The organism is Pseudomonas sp. HS6-2 (genome assembly GCF_049325675.2).
Classification (GTDB): domain Bacteria; phylum Pseudomonadota; class Gammaproteobacteria; order Pseudomonadales; family Pseudomonadaceae; genus Aquipseudomonas; species Aquipseudomonas putida_N.
Genome location: NZ_CM143906.1, coordinates 3,970,017 through 3,986,914, shown reverse-complemented (window position 1 = coordinate 3,986,914; position 16,898 = coordinate 3,970,017). Strand labels below are relative to the sequence as shown.

General features: G+C 64.2%; 14 protein-coding genes. 4 read left to right on the top strand and 10 right to left on the bottom strand.

The annotated features are described in order from the left end of the window. Positions 1–15 precede the first annotated feature (15 nt). Complete coding sequence (locus ACOKS3_RS18485) at positions 16–567, bottom strand: helix-turn-helix domain-containing protein (RefSeq protein WP_054887258.1); 552 nt, start codon at positions 565–567, stop codon at positions 16–18. Continuing rightward, complete coding sequence (locus tag ACOKS3_RS18480; protein ID WP_103448077.1) at positions 560–1,849, bottom strand: NAD(P)/FAD-dependent oxidoreductase; 1,290 nt, start codon at positions 1,847–1,849, stop codon at positions 560–562. The genes ACOKS3_RS18485 and ACOKS3_RS18480 overlap by 8 nt, the downstream gene beginning before the upstream one ends. A 131-nt stretch (positions 1,850–1,980) precedes the next feature. Here ACOKS3_RS18480 and ACOKS3_RS18475 point away from each other — a divergent pair, with 131 nt between their 5' ends. The 3 genes from ACOKS3_RS18475 (at position 1,981) to ACOKS3_RS18465 (ending at position 5,168) form a co-directional block, all read left to right on the top strand. Further along, positions 1,981–2,868, top strand: coding sequence for a LysR substrate-binding domain-containing protein (locus ACOKS3_RS18475; protein WP_103448076.1), 888 nt, complete (start codon positions 1,981–1,983; stop codon positions 2,866–2,868). Between the two features lie 93 nt (positions 2,869–2,961). Beyond that, a complete protein-coding gene (gene aguA / locus ACOKS3_RS18470; RefSeq protein ID WP_422763528.1) occupies positions 2,962–4,071 on the top strand; it encodes an agmatine deiminase in 1,110 nt (369 codons plus the stop codon). Continuing rightward, positions 4,071–5,168, top strand: a complete 1,098-nt coding sequence (locus tag ACOKS3_RS18465) for an extracellular solute-binding protein (protein ID WP_422763529.1) — start codon at positions 4,071–4,073, stop codon at positions 5,166–5,168. Before aguA ends, ACOKS3_RS18465 begins: the two co-directional genes overlap by 1 nt. 112 nt (positions 5,169–5,280) lie before the next feature. On the opposite strand, the gene ACOKS3_RS18460 is transcribed toward ACOKS3_RS18465, so the two are convergent. The 8 genes from ACOKS3_RS18460 to ACOKS3_RS18425 all read right to left on the bottom strand — a co-directional run bounded on the left by ACOKS3_RS18460 (position 5,281) and on the right by ACOKS3_RS18425 (position 15,147). Beyond that, positions 5,281–7,224 (bottom strand): DNA topoisomerase III, encoded by a 1,944-nt coding sequence (locus tag ACOKS3_RS18460; RefSeq protein ID WP_422763530.1) that lies wholly within the window; start codon positions 7,222–7,224, stop codon positions 5,281–5,283. Between the two features lie 204 nt (positions 7,225–7,428). After that, entirely contained in the window at positions 7,429–7,857 is a 429-nt protein-coding gene (locus ACOKS3_RS18455) for a GNAT family N-acetyltransferase (protein WP_060511170.1), read from the bottom strand. Then, positions 7,850–9,016, bottom strand: a complete 1,167-nt coding sequence (locus ACOKS3_RS18450) for a ribosomal protein uL16 3-hydroxylase (RefSeq protein WP_103448072.1) — start codon at positions 9,014–9,016, stop codon at positions 7,850–7,852. Before ACOKS3_RS18450 ends, ACOKS3_RS18455 begins: the two co-directional genes overlap by 8 nt. 81 nt (positions 9,017–9,097) lie before the next feature. Continuing rightward, positions 9,098–10,468, bottom strand: coding sequence for an adenylosuccinate lyase (gene purB / locus ACOKS3_RS18445; RefSeq protein ID WP_422763531.1), 1,371 nt, complete (start codon positions 10,466–10,468; stop codon positions 9,098–9,100). A gap of 77 nt (positions 10,469–10,545) precedes the next feature. Beyond that, positions 10,546–11,172 (bottom strand): high frequency lysogenization protein HflD, encoded by a 627-nt coding sequence (gene hflD, locus ACOKS3_RS18440; protein WP_103448070.1) that lies wholly within the window; start codon positions 11,170–11,172, stop codon positions 10,546–10,548. Then, positions 11,169–12,293, bottom strand: coding sequence for a tRNA 2-thiouridine(34) synthase MnmA (mnmA, locus tag ACOKS3_RS18435; protein ID WP_103448069.1), 1,125 nt, complete (start codon positions 12,291–12,293; stop codon positions 11,169–11,171). Before mnmA ends, hflD begins: the two co-directional genes overlap by 4 nt. A gap of 59 nt (positions 12,294–12,352) precedes the next feature. After that, positions 12,353–12,793: an NUDIX hydrolase gene (locus ACOKS3_RS18430; RefSeq protein ID WP_103448068.1), complete on the bottom strand. Its 441-nt coding sequence runs from the start codon at positions 12,791–12,793 to the stop codon at positions 12,353–12,355. A gap of 128 nt (positions 12,794–12,921) precedes the next feature. Beyond that, complete coding sequence (locus tag ACOKS3_RS18425; RefSeq protein WP_103448067.1) at positions 12,922–15,147, bottom strand: NADP-dependent isocitrate dehydrogenase; 2,226 nt, start codon at positions 15,145–15,147, stop codon at positions 12,922–12,924. Positions 15,148–15,574: 427 nt separating this feature from the next. Here ACOKS3_RS18425 and icd point away from each other — a divergent pair, with 427 nt between their 5' ends. After that, entirely contained in the window at positions 15,575–16,831 is a 1,257-nt protein-coding gene (icd, locus tag ACOKS3_RS18420; RefSeq protein ID WP_103448066.1) for an NADP-dependent isocitrate dehydrogenase, read from the top strand. Positions 16,832–16,898: the final 67 nt, after the last annotated feature.

The following is a 16,898-nucleotide window of genomic DNA, read 5'->3' as shown; positions in this document are numbered from 1 at the left end:
GGTCATGCTGTGCTCTCATCGGAAAACCCAGAGGACGCGGGTCGTCTGGTCGGTCAGGTTGGCGTAGCGGAAATGACGGTTGGGCGGCAGCTGGAAGCTATCGTTGGGCGCGAGGGTCACGGCTTGCTCGTCGTCTGCCAGCCAGAGGGTCAGTTCACCTTCGAGGACGAAGCCGCCTTGCTCGGAGCTGTCGTCCAGGTGCCCCTCGCCACTGCTGGCGCCGGGCGCCAGGTGGCTTTCGAGCATGGCGAAACGACCGTTGAGGGTGGGCGAGACCAGCACGTCGCTGATGCCTTCGGCGTAGTAGATGGTGCGCCGCTCGCCGGGGCGGGTGACCCAGTCCAGCGCGGGTGGTTGGCTGGCCTGGTAGAAGTAGGTGGTCGGCACCTGCAGGGCTTCGCTGATCGCTGTCAGGTCGGCCACGGTAGGTTGCGACAGGCCGCGTTCGACCTGGGACAGAAAGCCCAGCGAGCGTTTGACCTTGCCCGCCAGCTCATCGAGGGTCAGCCCGCGGTGCTTGCGCAGGTCGCGGATCAGCAGGGCCAGGCCCTGGGCGTCTTCAGACATGATCGCGCATCCGGTACCAGGCCTTGGCCGCGGCCTCCAGCGGCGCAGCCAACAGGTCGCCGCCCGGGAAGCGGCCGTTGTCGATGCCCTGGTACAAGGCCAGCAGGTCGTCGTCGCCGAGGATGGCATCGCTCACTGCCCGCGCGGCGGCCAGGGTCGGCAGCACGCCGTGGCCGGAGAAACCTTGCAGCCAGTAGCGCTGGCCCTCGCGACCGACGTCCGGGGTGCGCTGGATGCTGCAGTCGATGTGGCCGCCCCAGGCATAGTCAATGGCCACCCCGGCCAGTTGCGGGAACACCCGTTCCAGGTAGGGGCGGGTGGCGCTGGCGACGTCCTTGGGGATACCGCCCAGGTAGGTGCAGCCGCCGCCGAACAGCAGGCGGTGGTCGGGGGTGATGCGGAAATAGTCGGGCACGAACTGGTTGTCGATCACGCAGCTGTTGCGCGGCAGCAGCGAACGGGCAAACTCGGCATCCAGCGGCGCGGTGGCCACCTGGTACGAGCCGACCGGGAGCAGCCGGCGCGAAAGGCCGCGGTCGAGGCGGTCGATGTAGGCGTTGCAGGCCAGTACCAGCACCCCGCAACGTACCTCGCCATGCTCGGTGCGGGCCACATAGCCGTCGGCGCCGGGTTGATAGTCGAGCACCTGGCTCTGCTCGAAGATGCGCCCGCCATGGGCTTCGATTGTCGCGGCCAGGCCCTGGGCCAGTTTCAGCGGGTTGAGGTGCGCGCCCCTGGCGTCGTACAGCGCGGCCTGGTAGCGCGGGCTGTCGATCCATTGCGGCAGCTCGTCGCGACCGATCAGGCGCAGGGCGTCGTAGCCCCATTTGTGCTCAGCATCGTGCAGGGCTTCTTCGAGCATCTTGATCCGCCGAGGCAGCACGGCGGTCCACAGGCTGCCAAGCCGGTAGTCGATGTCGAAGCCATGGCGCAGTGGCAGCTCGCGCATCTCGTCGGCGGCCCAGCACATGCTGTCCCATAGGCGCCGGGTGCGTTCCACGCCCAGCGCTTTCTCCAGTGGCGGCATGTCGCACGACCAGCCCAGCAAGGCCTGGCCACCGTTGCGCCCGGAGGCGGCCCAGGCAACCCGGCTGGCTTCCAGCAGGGTCACGCGCTTGCCGGCAAGGGTCAGGCGCAGGGCGGTGTGCAGGCCGCTGAAGCCGGCGCCGACGATCAGCACATCGGTGTCTTGCGGGCCTTGCAGGGTAGGGCGCAGGGGGATGCTGGCGGGGTAGGTTTGGGCGTAGTAGCTGGCGACGTGCTGGGCGGATTGCTTGAACATGCCTTGGCCTCGTGAAATTTATTGTGGTTATTTTCATGAAAATTTAGCAGGTAATTTTCATGGTGCCAGCACCGTTCGTCTTTCTTGATGGGTTGTATATGATCCGCAGGCCGCTCTGACAGGAGATCCCGATGCGCCGTCTGCCTTCCCTGACTGCCCTGCGTACCTTCGAATGCGCCGCCCGCCATGGCCATTTCGGCCGCGCCGCCGCCGAGCTGTGCGTCACCGACAGTGCCGTCAGCCACCAGATTCGCCAGCTCGAAGAGCAGCTCGGCGTTGCCCTGTTCGAACGCGTGGGGCGCCAGGTGCGCCCCAGTGCCGAAGCCGAACGCCTGCTGCATCATTTGCAACAGGCCTTCGAGCTGATCGGCAAGGCCTGCGACGAACTGCGCGACCCGGCCTCGCAAGCGGTGCTGCGGGTCGCGGTGACGGCGGAGCTGGCGCAAAAGTGGCTGGTCGCACGCCTGGCCGACTTCAGCAGCCGTTACCCGCACATCACCTTGCACCTGCTCGATCAACCGATCGATGCTGGCGCCCCGGCGCTGGACGTCGACCTGGCCATCACCTACGGCACCAGCGCCCTGGACGCCAGTACCCACTTCGTCCGGCCACTGCCGCTGCTGCAGTTCTTCCCCGTCTGCAGCCCGGGCCTGTTCAACCAGGGCGGCCTCAAGCGCCCGCGCGACCTGGTCCGCCACTGCCTGCTGCACGACGACCAGGATGGCCGCACCTGGACCACCTGGCTGGCGACCCATGCCGAGGACGCCTTGCCCACCCGCCAGCTGTACTTCCCCCATGCTGCGCTGGCGCTGGAGGCCGCGTTGCTGGGGCAGGGCGTGGCGATGGGCGATAACCTGACCTGCCAGGCCGACCTGCAGAGCGGCCGGCTGGTGCGCCCTTTCAGTGCCAGCGTGACGGCCCAGGGGCAGTACGCACTAGTGTGCGAACGGCTGCGGCTGGAGCGGGCGCCAGTGGCTGATTTCATCGAATGGTTCATCGAACAGCTGGGCGATAGCTGAATTTAATTCAGCTATCGCTGAGTTTTCATCGTTGGATGCCGCAAGCGGGGCGGCGTAGCGTGCAGCCATCACTCACCGACACGAGGTTGACCCATGGCACGTTCGCTCACCACCACTCCCAAGGCCGATGGTTTCCGCCTGCCCGGCGAATTCGAGCGCAAGGCAGGCTGCTGGCTCGGCTGGCCAGAGCGACCGGATGTCTGGCGCAATGGTGCCAAGCCTGCGCAGAAAGTCTGGGTCGAGATCGTCAGCGCGATCGCCTCCAGCGAGCCGGTCACGGTCTGCGCCTCCGCTGCCCAGTACGCCAATGCCCGGCGCCTGCTGCCACCGCAGGTGCGGGTGGTGGAAATGACCTGCAACGACACCTGGTTCCGTGACAGCGGTGCCTGCTTCGTGGTCAATGACAACAGTGGTGAAGTACGTGGCGTCGACTTCGAGTTCAACGCTTACGGCGGGCTCGAGGGTGGCCTTTACTACCCGTGGGACAAGGACGACCAGATCGCCCAGAAGATACTCGAGATCGAAGGCCTGGACCGCTACCGCGCGCCGCTGATCGCCGAGCTGGGCGGCATCCAGAGTGATGGCCAGGGCAGCTTGCTGACCACCGAGCAATGCCTGCTCAACCGCAACCGCAACGCCCACCTGGGCAAGGCCGAAGTGACCCGTCGCCTGGAAGACTACCTGGGTGCCGAGCAGGTTATCTGGCTGCCGCGTGGCTGCAAGTTCGACGAAACCGATGGCCACGTCGACGACCTGGCCTGCTTCGTACGGCCTGGTGAAGTGGTGCTGCAATGGACGGACAAGCGTGACGACCCGCAGTGGGAAATCTACCAGGAGGCCTACGACATCCTGCGCAGCACCCGCGATGCCCGTGGCCGTGAACTGAAAGTGCACAAGCTGCCACAGCCCGACGTGCTGCAATGGACAGCCGAAGAAGCCGCAGGGCTGGACCAGGTCGAAGGCACTCACTTGCGCGAGGCAGGCACCCAGATTTGTGCTTCGTACATCAACTACTACGCGGGCAACTCGGCCATTGTCGTGCCGCTGTTTGGCGACCGCAATGACGCCATTGCCCAGGCGACCCTGGCGGAGCTGTTCCCCGGTCACCGCATCATCGGTATCGAGAACTCCCGCGAGATCCTGCTCGGTGGCGGTAACGTCGCCTGCATCACCATGCCGCAATACGCTGGAGGCCGCCGCTGATGAAGCTGAGCGCACTCACCCTTGCGCTCGCCCTGGGCTGCGCCGCCTCGGCGGCCCAGGCTGCCGACGCACAACAGCCGACCGTCAACCTGTACATCTGGGGCGAGTACCTTGCCCCCGATACCTTGACCCAGTTCGAGAAGGAAACCGGCATCCGCGTGGTCGCCGACCACTTCGACTCGCTGGAAACTGCCGAGACCAAGCTGTTGACCGGTGGTAGTGGCTATGACGTGGTGCTCACTGCCGGCCAGCACCTGAGCCGGGCCATTGCCAGCGGCGCCCTACAGCCGCTGGACAAAGCCCAGTTGCCGCACTTGGCAGGGGTGGGTGAAGAGTTTCGCCAGCACATGGCCCTGTTCGACCCAGGCAACCGCTATGCCGGGACCTATGCCTGGGGCACCACCGGGGTGGGCTACCAGCAGCAGGCGGTGACTGCGCGCATGGGCGATGCACCACTGGACAGCTGGGCGATGCTGTTCGACCCGCAGGTGGTGGCGAAATTCGCTGACTGCGGGGTGAGCCTGCTCAACGACCCCAACGAAGTGTTCGCCGCGGTGATGCGCTACATGGGCCTGGACATCAACCAGCAGCGCCTTGAGGACCTGAAGGCGGCAGAGGTGCAACTGCGCAAGGTGCGCCCGCACATTCGCTACTTCGACAATGACCGCAACATCAACGACCTGGCCAATGGCGAAACCTGCGTGGCGATGTCGTGGAACGGCAACGTGGCCATCGCCGAAGGACAGGCGCAGCAGGCCGGCAAGGCGTTTGTGCTGGACTACAGCATCCCGAAGGAGGGCACGTTGATCTGGCTGGACGCGCTGGTGGTGCCCAAAGATGCGCCGCATCCGGATGCGGCGTGGAAGCTGGTGGATTACCTGATGCGGCCGGATGTGATTGCGCCGATTACCGACACCATTCATTACGCCAATGCGATAACGGCGGCGGATGGGCTTGTGGATGCACGGATCAGGAATGCGCCAGGGACCTATCCACCGGCCGAGGTGCGGGCGCGGTTGTATGGCAAGAATGATAATGGCAAGGCGTTCAACCGCGAGTTGACACGGGCATTCAGCCGGTTGAAGAGTGGGACCTAGCTTGTGTGGTGGCTGTACCGGCCTCTTCGCAGGACAAGCCCGTTCCTACAGGAGTACGCAAATCCCTGTAGGAGCGGGCTTGTCCCGCGAAGAGGCCGGTGCAGGCAACCCATCAACTGGAGGCTTTACGCTTCGGTTGTCGTGGCTTGCCACCGGTCGCCTTGGCCTTCCCGCTGCTCCGCCGCTTCTTCTTCCAGGGCGCCGCCTTGCCCACCGCTGGCCCGGTAATGGTCATGCGCATCCCGCGGCAACGCTCCACCAGCTTGCCCATCCACGCCGACTGCCGGGCAACGAACTCCTCCAGGCTCATCTCGCCACTCTGCACCATGTCCAGCGCCTGCTCCCAGATTGCCGTTGTGCCAGGGTCGGCAATGGCGCGGGGCACGGCGTCGATCAGGCTGAACGCTGCTGGGGTGGCGGACAAGGCCTTGCCGTTCTTCACCAGGTAGCCGCGGTCAAGCAAGCCCTGGATGATGCTGGCACGGGTGGCTTCGGTGCCGATGCCGGTGGTTTCCTTGAGCTTCTGTTTCAGCCTTGGGTCATCCACCAGCTTGGCGACGTTCTTCATCGCCTTGATCAGGTCGCCTTCGGTGAAAGGTTTGGGCGGCTGGGTCCACAGGTCCTTCAGTTGCAAACCGTGCACATTGCAGTCCTGTCCCTCACGCAGGGTTGGCAGCACCTGGGTTGGCTGGGCCTCGCGGCCCTTGGCCGGGGTCAGTGCCTCGGGCAGGGCGCGGCGCCAGCCGGGTTCGACGATCTGCTTGCCGACGGCGCGCAGGGCATTGCCGGCGCAGTCGAATTCGGCCTGGGTACGGTCGTATTCGTGGTTGGGCAGGAACTGCGCCAGGTAGCGGGCACGGATCAGGGTGTAGACCGCCTTGTGCTTGGCTGGCAGGCGTGCCGGGTCGCTGGCGGCTGCCGTGGGGATGATGCCGTGGTGGGCGCTGACCTTGGCGTCGTTCCACGCGCGTGAGCGGCGCTGCGGCTCCAGATGCGCTTGCAGCGGCGCCAGGCTGGCGTCGGCACGTTGCAGCGCGGCAAGGATGGCTGGCGCCTCGCCGTGCTGGCTGACCGGCAGGTAACCGCAGTCGCTGCGCGGGTAGGTGATCAGCTTGTGGGTTTCGTACAGCGCCTGGGCGATGTCGAGGGTTTCCTGTGCGCCGAGGCCGAACTTTTTCGAGCACAGCTCCTGCAGGGTGCCGAGGTCGAAGGGCAGCGGTGCGGCCTCGCGCACGCGTTCTGTGGCAACTTTCAGTACTCGCGCCGTACCCGCATTGCTCATGTCGGCAGCGGCCTGCTGGGCCAGCGCCTGATTCAGGCAGCGGCCCTGGTCGTCGCAGGTGTCTTCCGGTGCGCGCCACTGGGCGTTGAAAACCTGGCCCGCGCTTTCCAGTTGGACATCGATGGCCCAGAACGGCACCGGCACGAAGTCAGCGATGCTGCGGTCGCGGTCCACCACCAGGCGCAGAGTCGGAGTTTGTACCCGCCCCACCGGCAGTACGCCCTGGTAGCCGGACTGGCGGCCGAGCAGGGTGAACAGCCGGCTCATGTTCATGCCGATCAGCCAGTCGGCGCGGGAGCGGCCCAGGGCCGAGTGGTACAGGTTGAAGGTTTCCTGGCCAGGCAACAGGCGCGCCAGGGCCTTGCGGATCGAGGCGTCATCCAGGGCCGACAGCCACAGGCGCTGGATCGGGCCACGGTAGCGACAGTGCTCGACCAGCTCGCGGGCGATCATCTCGCCTTCGCGGTCGGCGTCGGTGGCGATCACCAGTTCGCGGGCTTCGCCAAGCAGGCGCTTGACCGCCTTGTACTGGCTGGCGGTCTTGGGCTTGACCAGCATCTTCCACTTTTCCGGAATGATCGGCAGGTCGGCGAGGTTCCAGCGCTTGTAGCGGTCGTCGTAGCTGTCGGGCGGGGCGGTTTCCAGCAGGTGGCCAATGCACCAGGTCACGCAGACGTCGGTACCCTGCCAGCAGCCGTCAGCCTTGCGGTTGGCACCGAGCACCTTGGCGATGTCTTTGGCCTGGGAGGGTTTTTCGCAGAGGAACAGGCGCATGGCCGGGAACGCTTCATCGGGGAATGATGGGCACTAGGATGCGCAAGCGGGGGCGCGGAGGCAAGTTTTATCTGGATGGATGTACAGGTTTTGTCAGCTGATGTGTTGCTACCTGTGCCGCCCTTCGCGGGAAAAGCCCGCTCCTGCAGGCCCGTGCGGTACCTGTAGGAGCGGGCTTGTCCCGCGAAGAGGCCAGTGCAGGGATCAGGCGCGCGAGTCGCGCACCATGTCCACATGCGGGATGCCGGCTTCGAGGAATTCTTCGCTGACTACGCGAAAGCCCAGGCGCTCGTAGAACGGCGTGGCATGCACCTGGGCACTGAGCATCTGCTGCTTCAGGTCACGGTCCTGCGCCTCGACGATCACTGCATTCATCAGCGCATCGCCGACCTTCAGGCCGCGCCAGTCCTTGAGCACCGAGACCCGACCAATGGTGCCGTCGGGCAGCAGGCGCGCAGTGCCGATCGGGTAGTCGCCTTCCAGCGCCAGGAAGTGCGCGGCGCTCGGATCGTCCGAGTCCCACTCCAGCTCTGGCGGTACATGCTGCTCGGCAATGAACACGGCTTCGCGGATACGGCGGATATCAGCGTTGTCCTTGTGCCAGTCGGCTAGGCGCACACGAATCTTATTCATTGGCGAATCCCAGGCTTCCTTGTTTGATCAGCTGCTGTACCAGCATAAGGCCATCTTCATCCTGCAACCACTGCTCAAGGTTGTCGATGTGTAACGCATCGGCCGAGCACACCAGCTTCAGCAGTTCGCGCAGCTTGGCCGGCAGTGGGCAGCTGCGGCCGCTGGCGAACAGCATCAGGTCGTCGCCGAGCTCGGACCAGGCCATGCGGGCGCTAGGATTGCGGATCAGGATGGCACCGTCTTCCAGGGCTTCGATCAGCTCGTCTTCGTCCATTTCTTCACCAACCACCTGCTCCGGGTAGCGCGGCTCGGTCATGAACTGGCCGAACCAGGTCAGCAGCAGGTCCTTGTCGTTGGTGTGCTTGTCGATCAGCGCCTTGAGGCGGTCGAGAGCGTCGTGCTGGATCTGGTGCGGGTCGCTGGCAGGCTGCGCGTCGGCGTCGCTGTAGCGCTCTTCTTCCGGCAGGAACTGGCCGAGGAAGTCGGTGAAGTGGGTCAGCACTTCGGCGGCGCTTGGGGCGCGGAAGCCGACCGAGTAGGTCAGGCAGTTGTCCACGGCGACGCCGTAGTGGGCCAGGCGCGGTGGCAGATAGAGCATGTCGCCGGGCTCCAGAGTCCACTCGTCGCTCTGTTCGAATTCGGCGAGGATGCGCAGGTCGGCGTGCTCCAGCAGCGGGCTGTCGCTGTTGCACATCTGGCCGACTTTCCAGTTGCGCTCGCCGTGGCCCTGCAGCAGGAACACGTCGTAGTTGTCGAAGTGCGGACCGACGCTGCCACCCGGGGTGGCAAAGCTGATCATCACGTCATCGATACGCCAGCTTGGCAGGAAGCGGAAGTGCTCCAGCAGCTCGGCGACTTCCGGGACGAACTGGTCGACGGCCTGCACCAGCAGGGTCCAGTCCTGTTCCGGCAGCTCGGCGAAGGTGTCTTCGGTGAACGGGCCGCGGCGCAGTTCCCACGGGTGGGCGCCGTGTTCAAGGACGATGCGCGACTCGACTTCCTCTTCCAGGGCCAGGCCGGCCAGCTCGTCGGGGTCGATCGGGCTTTCGAAGTCCGGGAAGGCCTGGCGCACCAGCAGCGGCTTCTTCTGCCAGTAGTCGCGCATGAATTCGCGGGCCGAGATGCCGCCGAGCAGCTGCAGTGGAGTATCAGGATTCATGTTCAACCTATTGAAAAAACGTAATTTTCGTCCGGGAATAAAAACGCCCGGCCAGGCCGGGCGTTGAACGCGACGGTCAGCTTAGATGCGTTTGGCCTGGGCTGCCGCGTTACCGATGTAGGTAGCGGGGGTCAGCAGCTTCAGTTCGGCCTTGGCGTCGGCCGGCATGTCGAGGCCGTCGATGAAGGTCAGCAGCGCTTCTGGCGTGATGCCCTTGCCACGGGTCAGCTCCTTGAGCTTCTCGTAGGGGTTCTCGATGTTGAAGCGGCGCATCACGGTCTGGATCGGCTCGGCGAGGACTTCCCAGCAGGCGTCCAGGTCGGCAGCGATACGGGCTTCGTTGACTTCCAGCTTGCCGATGCCTTTCAGGCTGGCTTCGTAGGCGATGACGCTGTGGGCAAAGCCCACGCCCAGGTTGCGCAGCACGGTGGAGTCGGTCAGGTCACGCTGCCAGCGCGAGATCGGCAGCTTGCTGGCCAGGTGCTGGAACAGTGCGTTGGCGATGCCCAGGTTGCCTTCGGAGTTTTCGAAGTCGATCGGGTTGACCTTGTGCGGCATGGTCGACGAGCCGATTTCGCCGGCCACGGTCTTCTGCTTGAAGTAGCCCAGCGAGATGTAGCCCCAAACGTCGCGGTCGAAGTCGATGAGGATGGTGTTGAAGCGGGCGATCGCGTCGAACAGCTCGGCGATGTAGTCGTGCGGCTCGATCTGGGTGGTGTACGGATTGAACTGCAGGCCCAGTTCGTCTTCGATGAAGGCGCGGGCGTTCTGCTCCCAATCGATCTGCGAGTAGGCCGACAGGTGGGCGTTGTAGTTGCCCACGGCGCCGTTGATCTTGCCCAGCAGCGGCACGGCAGCGACCTGGGCGATCTGGCGCTCCAGGCGGTACACGACGTTGGCCAGTTCTTTGCCCAGGGTGGTCGGCGAAGCCGGCTGGCCGTGGGTGCGCGACAGCATCGGCACGTCGGCGTGGGCGTGGGCCAGGGCGCGGATGGCGTCGGCGATCTGGCGCATCAGCGGCAGCAGCACGTCGTCACGGCCAGCGCGCAGCATCAGGGCGTGGGACAGGTTGTTGATGTCCTCGCTGGTGCAGGCGAAGTGGATGAACTCGCTGACCTTGGCCAGCTCAGGCAGCTTGGCGGCCTGCTCCTTGAGGAGATATTCGATCGCCTTGACGTCGTGGTTGGTGGTGCGCTCGATTTCCTTGACGCGTTCGGCGTGCTCGAGCTTGAAGTCGGTGGCCAGGCTGTCCAGCAGGGCGTTGGCTTCGGCGGAGAACGCCGGCACTTCACTAATCTGCGGGTGGGCGGCCAGGCGCTGCAGCCAGCGCACTTCGACCAGAGCGCGGAAACGGATCAGGCCGAATTCGCTGAAAATGGGGCGCAAGGCCTGGGTTTTGCCGGCGTAACGGCCGTCTACAGGGGAAACCGCAGTGAGCGAAGAAAGCTGCATGGGGTGTTCTCGGACAGTCAGGCTTTTGGAAGGGCGCATATCATACATGAAAATTGCGCCCGAGTCGGTGTCGCCTATCAGGAAGGCGAACGCATCATGTCGTACAGTTCGTTGAGCAGCTTGCGCCGGCTGAACACCAGCTGCCAGCGATGCCCGCCCAGCTGGCGCCACAGGCGCGCGGCGCGGATGCCGGCGAGCAGCAGGGCGCGGATCTTCGAGGCGTTGCTGGCCTGCTGCAGGAAGCGCATGTCGCCGTGCACCTGGATGCGCTGGCGCAAGGTGCTCAGGGTGTCCTGGTACAAGGCTCCGCTGGAGGCGATGACATTTTCGTGAACCAGGCCGAAATGGTCGGCCTGGGACTGGATCTGTGGCAGGCGGTTGCCGATGGTGTCGAGCAGGTCGTCGCGTTTGTTCAGCTGGCGCTCCAGGCCGAGCATCGACAGCGCGTAGCGCAGCGGCTCGCGCTGCAGGCTGCTGGGGTCGCGTTCGAGGGCGCCAACCAGGGCACGATAACCGTCACGCAGGTTGAGGTCGTCGCCGCCGAACACCTCCAAGGTATCCTTGGGGTCACGTACCAGCAGGCTGCCAAGCATGCAGCCAATGTTGGCTTCGCTGGCCTGGCCGGTGCGGGCGATGCGGTCGACCAGCACGGCGGCCTGGAACACACCGCCCAGGGCAATCAACTGCTCCTGCAGGTTGCTCATGCGCGCGGGCTCCACGGCTCGGCGGTTTCGATCACGCCGCCGCCCAGGCACACCTCGCCGTCATAGAACACCACGGACTGGCCCGGGGTCACGGCGCGCTGCGGCTCGTCGAACACGGCACGGTAGCCGGTTTCGGTCAGCTCCAGGGTGCATTGCTGGTCGCTCTGGCGGTAGCGCACTTTGGCGGTCAGCTGGCGCGGGCTGCTCAGGTCGATCGGGTTGACCCAGAAGATTTCCGAGGCGAGCAGGGCGCGGGAGAACAGCCATGGGTGTTCGTTGCCCTGGCCTACCACCAGCACATTGCGGGTCAGGTCCTTGTGCAGCACGTACCACGGCTCGTCACCAGCGTCCTTCAGGCCGCCGATGCCCAGGCCCTGGCGCTGGCCGATGGTGTGGTACATCAGGCCGTGGTGGCGGCCGATCACTTCACCTTCGGTAGTTTCGATGTTGCCTGGCTGGGCCGGCAGGTATTGCTTGAGGAAGTCGCTGAAACGGCGCTCGCCGATGAAGCAGATCCCGGTGGAATCCTTCTTCTTGGCGGTGGCCAGGCCGTGTTTTTCGGCGATGGCGCGCACTTCCGGCTTTTCCAGTTCACCGACCGGGAACAAGGTACGGGCAATCTCTTTGCCGCCGACGGCGTGCAGGAAGTAGCTCTGGTCCTTGTTCGGGTCCAGGCCCTTGAGCAGTTCGGTCAGTTCGTCAGTGTCGCGGCGGCGCACGTAGTGGCCGGTGGCGATCAGGTCGGCACCCAGCGACAGGGCGTAGTCGAGGAACGCCTTGAACTTGATTTCGCGGTTGCAGAGGATGTCCGGGTTGGGCGTGCGGCCGGCCTTGTATTCCTCGAGGAAGTGCTCGAACACGTTGTCCCAGTATTCGGCGGCGAAGTTGGCGGTGTGCAGCTTGATGCCGATGCGGTCGCACACGGCCTGGGCGTCGGCCAGGTCTTCACGGGCGGTGCAGTATTCGGTGCCGTCGTCTTCTTCCCAGTTCTTCATGAACAGCCCTTCCACCTGGTAGCCCTGTTCCATGAGCAGAAGGGCGGAGACGGAAGAGTCCACGCCGCCGGACATGCCGACGATGACGCGGGTCTTGGCGGGGTCTTTGAGTGCTGGGCTGGTCATGGGTACCGGTGTGTATCAAGGGGGAAAAACGCCGATTCTATCAAAACCGGCGCGGCGCGTCAGTCACGCAGCAATTCGAGGCTGTGCAGCGGGCCAGCGAGGTAGTCGTCGAGGCAGCGCGGGACGAGCTCGCTGCGCCAGCGGGTGGGGTCGGCCAGCAGTTCTTCGCGGGTCAGCCACACGGCGCGGACGATGTCGCTGTCCAGGGCCAGGTCCTGGTGGTGGCGCACGGGGCGGGCGGCGAAGCAGATGCGCTGGTAGGTCACGCCGTTGCTTGGGGCGGTATAGAGGTAGATGCCGACCACGCCAGTGAGCTCGACTTCCCAGGCGGTTTCTTCCAGGGTTTCGCGCAGGGCGGCCTGGGGCAGGGTCTCGTTGGGTTCGAGGTGGCCGGCGGGCTGGTTGAAGACGTGCTGGTCGGCCTTGAATTCTTCGACGAAGAGGAACTTGCCCTCGTGTTCGACGATGGTGGCGACGGTGATGTGGGGTTGCCAGGTCATTAACAGCTCCATCAGGGCCAGCGCGAACCCTGTGGGAGCGGGTTTGCGTTGGCCGCTGGAAATCATTAATCCAGAAAGCACAAACCCCGGTGCGTGGCCGGGGTTTGTGCTGTTACTTCAAGCGAACCTTACAGGGCGGCAATGGCGCTGTTAAGGGTCTTGCTTGGGCGCATCACCTTGGCGGTCAGCGCGGCATCCGGAGCATAGTAGCCACCGATGTCGGCTGGCTTGCCCTGGACGGCGTTGAGCTCGGCGACGATGGTCTCCTCGTTCTCGGACAGGGTCTTGGCCAGTGGGGCGAAGCGCGCCTGCAGGGCGGCGTCGTCGCTCTGGGTAGCCAGGGCCTGGGCCCAGTACAGGGTCAGGTAGAAGTGGCTGCCGCGGTTGTCGATACCACCGACTTTGCGCGAAGGCGACTTGTTGGTGTCGAGGAACTTGCCGGTAGCCTGGTCCAGGGTGTTGGCCAGGACCTTGGCGCGCGGGTTGTCGTAGGTGTTGCCCAGGTGCTCCAGGGAAGCGGCCAGGGCCAGGAATTCACCCAGCGAGTCCCAGCGCAGGAAGTTCTCTTCCACCAACTGCTGCACGTGCTTTGGTGCCGAACCACCGGCGCCGGTTTCGAACAGGCCACCGCCGTTCATCAGCGGCACGATCGACAGCATCTTGGCGCTGGTGCCCAGTTCCATGATCGGGAACAGGTCGGTCAGGTAGTCGCGCAGCACGTTGCCGGTCACCGAGATGGTGTCCTTGCCTTCGCGGATGCGAGCCAGGGAGAACTTGATCGCGTCGACCGGTGCCAGGACGCGGATGTCCAGGCCTGCGGTGTCGTGATCCTTCAGGTACTGCTGCACCTTCTCGATCATCACGCCGTCGTGAGCGCGGGCCGGGTCCAGCCAGAACACCGCCGGGGTGTTGCTCAGGCGGGCACGGTTGACGGCCAGCTTGACCCAGTCCTGGATCGGCGCGTCTTTGGTCTGGCACATGCGGAAGATGTCACCGGCTTCGACGTTCTGCTCCAGAACGACCTTGCCCTTGCCATCGACCACACGGACAACGCCGTCGGCCTGAATCTGGAAGGTCTTGTCGTGGGAACCGTACTCTTCGGCCTTCTGCGCCATCAGGCCGACGTTCGGTACGCTGCCCATGGTGGTCGGGTCGAAGGCACCGTTGGCCTTGCAGTCTTCGATGGTGGCCTGGTAGATGCCGGCGTAGCAACGATCCGGGATGATCGCCTTGGCATCCTGCAGTTCACCGGCGGTGTTCCACATCTTGCCCGAGTCACGGATCATCGCTGGCATCGAGGCGTCGACGATGACGTCGCTCGGCACGTGCAGGTTGGTAATGCCCTTGTCGGAGTTGACCATGGCCAGCGCTGGGCGCTCGGCGTACAGGGCCTGGATGTCGGCTTCGATCTCGGCCTGCTTGTCAGCTGGCAGGTCCTTGATGCGGGCGTACAGGTCGCCGATACCGTTGTTGGCGTTGAAGCCGACTTCAGCCAGGACAGCGGCGTGCTTGGCCAGCACGTCGTTGTAGAACTCTTCGACGATGACGCCGAACATGATCGGGTCGGAGACCTTCATCATGGTGGCTTTCAGGTGCACCGACAGCAGCACGCCGGAGGCCTTGGCATCGGCGATCTGCTCGGCGATGAAGGCTTTCAGGGCTTTGCGGCTCATGGTGGCGCAGTCGACGATTTCGGCGGCCTTGACGGCGGTCTTGGCTTTGAGCACGGTGGTGCTGCCATCTTTGCCGACCAGCTCGATGCGCAGGCTGTCGTCAGCCTCGATCAGTGCAGCTTTTTCGCTGCCGTAGAAGTCGCCGTTGTTCATGTGGGCAACGTGCGACTGCGAGTCGGCAGCCCAGGCGCCCATCTTGTGCGGGTGCTTGCGAGCATAGTTCTTGACCGACAGCGGCGCGCGGCGGTCGGAGTTGCCTTCGCGCAGCACCGGGTTCACCGCGGAGCCCTTGATGCGGTCGTAGCGGGCGCGGGATTCTTTCTCGGCCTCGGTGGACGGCTCGTCGGCGTAGTCAGGGATGTTGAACCCCTTGCCTTGCAGTTCCTTGATCGCGGCCTTGAGTTGCGGTACCGAGGCGCTGATGTTCGGCAGCTTGATGATGTTGGCTTCAGGGGTGGTAGCCAGCTGGCCCAGTTCCGCCAGGTGATCGCCTACTTGCTTCTCTGCGCCCAGTTGCTCCGGGAAGGCGGCAAGGATACGGCCAGCCAGGGAGATGTCGCGAGTTTCGACGGCGATGTCAGCGCAAGCTGTAAAGGCTTCGACAATCGGCAGCAGCGAGTAGGTGGCGAGGGCGGGGGCTTCGTCGGTGAAGGTATAGATGATCTTGGAACGGGTGGGCATGCGGGTTAACTCTCTGTGTGCTGAGCGTGCTCGAGTCTCGTGTTGCGCAGGGTAGGCGCATCGCCCTGGCAACGCCATGAGCGGAAAGTCGAGAGGCTGCGAGCGGTGATGGTGGATGCATCAGTCGAGCGTCAATGCTGAGCTGCGGTAACAGTCCAGACTTTTCTGGCCAGGCTTTTCGGCCATTCATGGCCAAGGGCGGTCCGCATTTTCCTGGGATTCGCCCCGATGACCCTTCGGTCGCGGCGGAGTATACCAAACCATTTGGGCTAATCAGCAAGGCGAAGTGACATCGGCGCCATTTATAAGACCAAAGACGTAGGGGCAATGTGGTGTATTGCCGCAGTGCTTGCAGGTCAGCAGATGTGGTTTAGGCTCAGTGGATCGCACGATGTCCAATCACACCCGACAGCGGAGTAGTGCAAGCATGGGATACCAGAAAATCAAGGTTCCGACCGACGGCACCAAGATCACCGTCAATGCAGATCATTCGCTCAACGTTCCTGACAACCCGATCATTCCTTATATCGAAGGCGACGGGATTGGCGTCGATGTCTCGCCGGTGATGATCAAGGTGGTCGATGCCGCCGTGCACAAGGCCTACGGCGGCAAGCGCAAGATTGCCTGGATGGAGGTGTACGCTGGCGAGAAGGCCACCCAGGTGTATGACCAGGACACCTGGCTGCCCCAGGAGACCTTGGATGCGGTGAAAGACTATGTGGTCTCGATCAAGGGGCCGCTGACCACGCCAGTCGGTGGCGGTATCCGTTCGCTCAACGTGGCCCTGCGCCAGCAGCTCGACCTGTATGTGTGCCTGCGTCCGGTGCTGTGGTTCCAGGGGGTGCCGAGCCCGGTGAAGAAGCCCGGCGACGTCGACATGGTGATCTTCCGCGAGAACTCCGAAGACATCTATGCCGGGATCGAGTGGAAGGCCGGCTCGCCCGAGGCGAACAAGGTGATCAAGTTCCTAAAGGAGGAAATGGGTGTCACCAAGATCCGTTTCGACCAGGACTGCGGCATCGGCGTCAAGCCGGTCTCGCGCGAGGGCACCAAGCGCCTGGTGCGCAAGGCCCTGCAATACGTGGTCGACAACGACCGCGAGTCGCTGACCCTGGTGCACAAGGGCAACATCATGAAGTTCACCGAAGGGGCCTTCAAGGACTGGGGCTATGAAGTGGCCCGCGACGAGTTCGGTGCCGAGCTGCTCGATGGTGGTCCGTGGATGAAGTTCAAGAACCCGAAAACCGGCCGTGAGGTGATCGTCAAGGATGCCATTGCCGACGCCATGCTCCAGCAGATCCTGCTGCGCCCGGCCGAGTACGACGTGATCGCCACCCTCAACCTCAACGGTGACTACCTGTCCGACGCCTTGGCGGCGGAGGTGGGCGGCATCGGCATTGCGCCGGGTGCCAACCTGTCCGATACCGTGGCCATGTTCGAGGCTACCCACGGCACTGCGCCCAAGTATGCGGGGCAGGACAAGGTCAACCCCGGTTCGGTGATCCTCTCCGCAGAGATGATGCTGAGGCACATGGGCTGGACCGAGGCGGCTGACCTGATCATCAAGGGCACCAATGGCGCGATTGCGGCCAAGACCGTGACCTACGACTTCGAGCGCTTGATGGATGGCGCTACATTGGTGGGCAGCTCGGGCTTTGGTGATGCAATGATCAAACATATGTAAGGCAATTGAAAACCGGCCGCTTCTGCTAAAGAAGCGGCCGGTTCTTTCGTATACCGGCAGAGAGCGG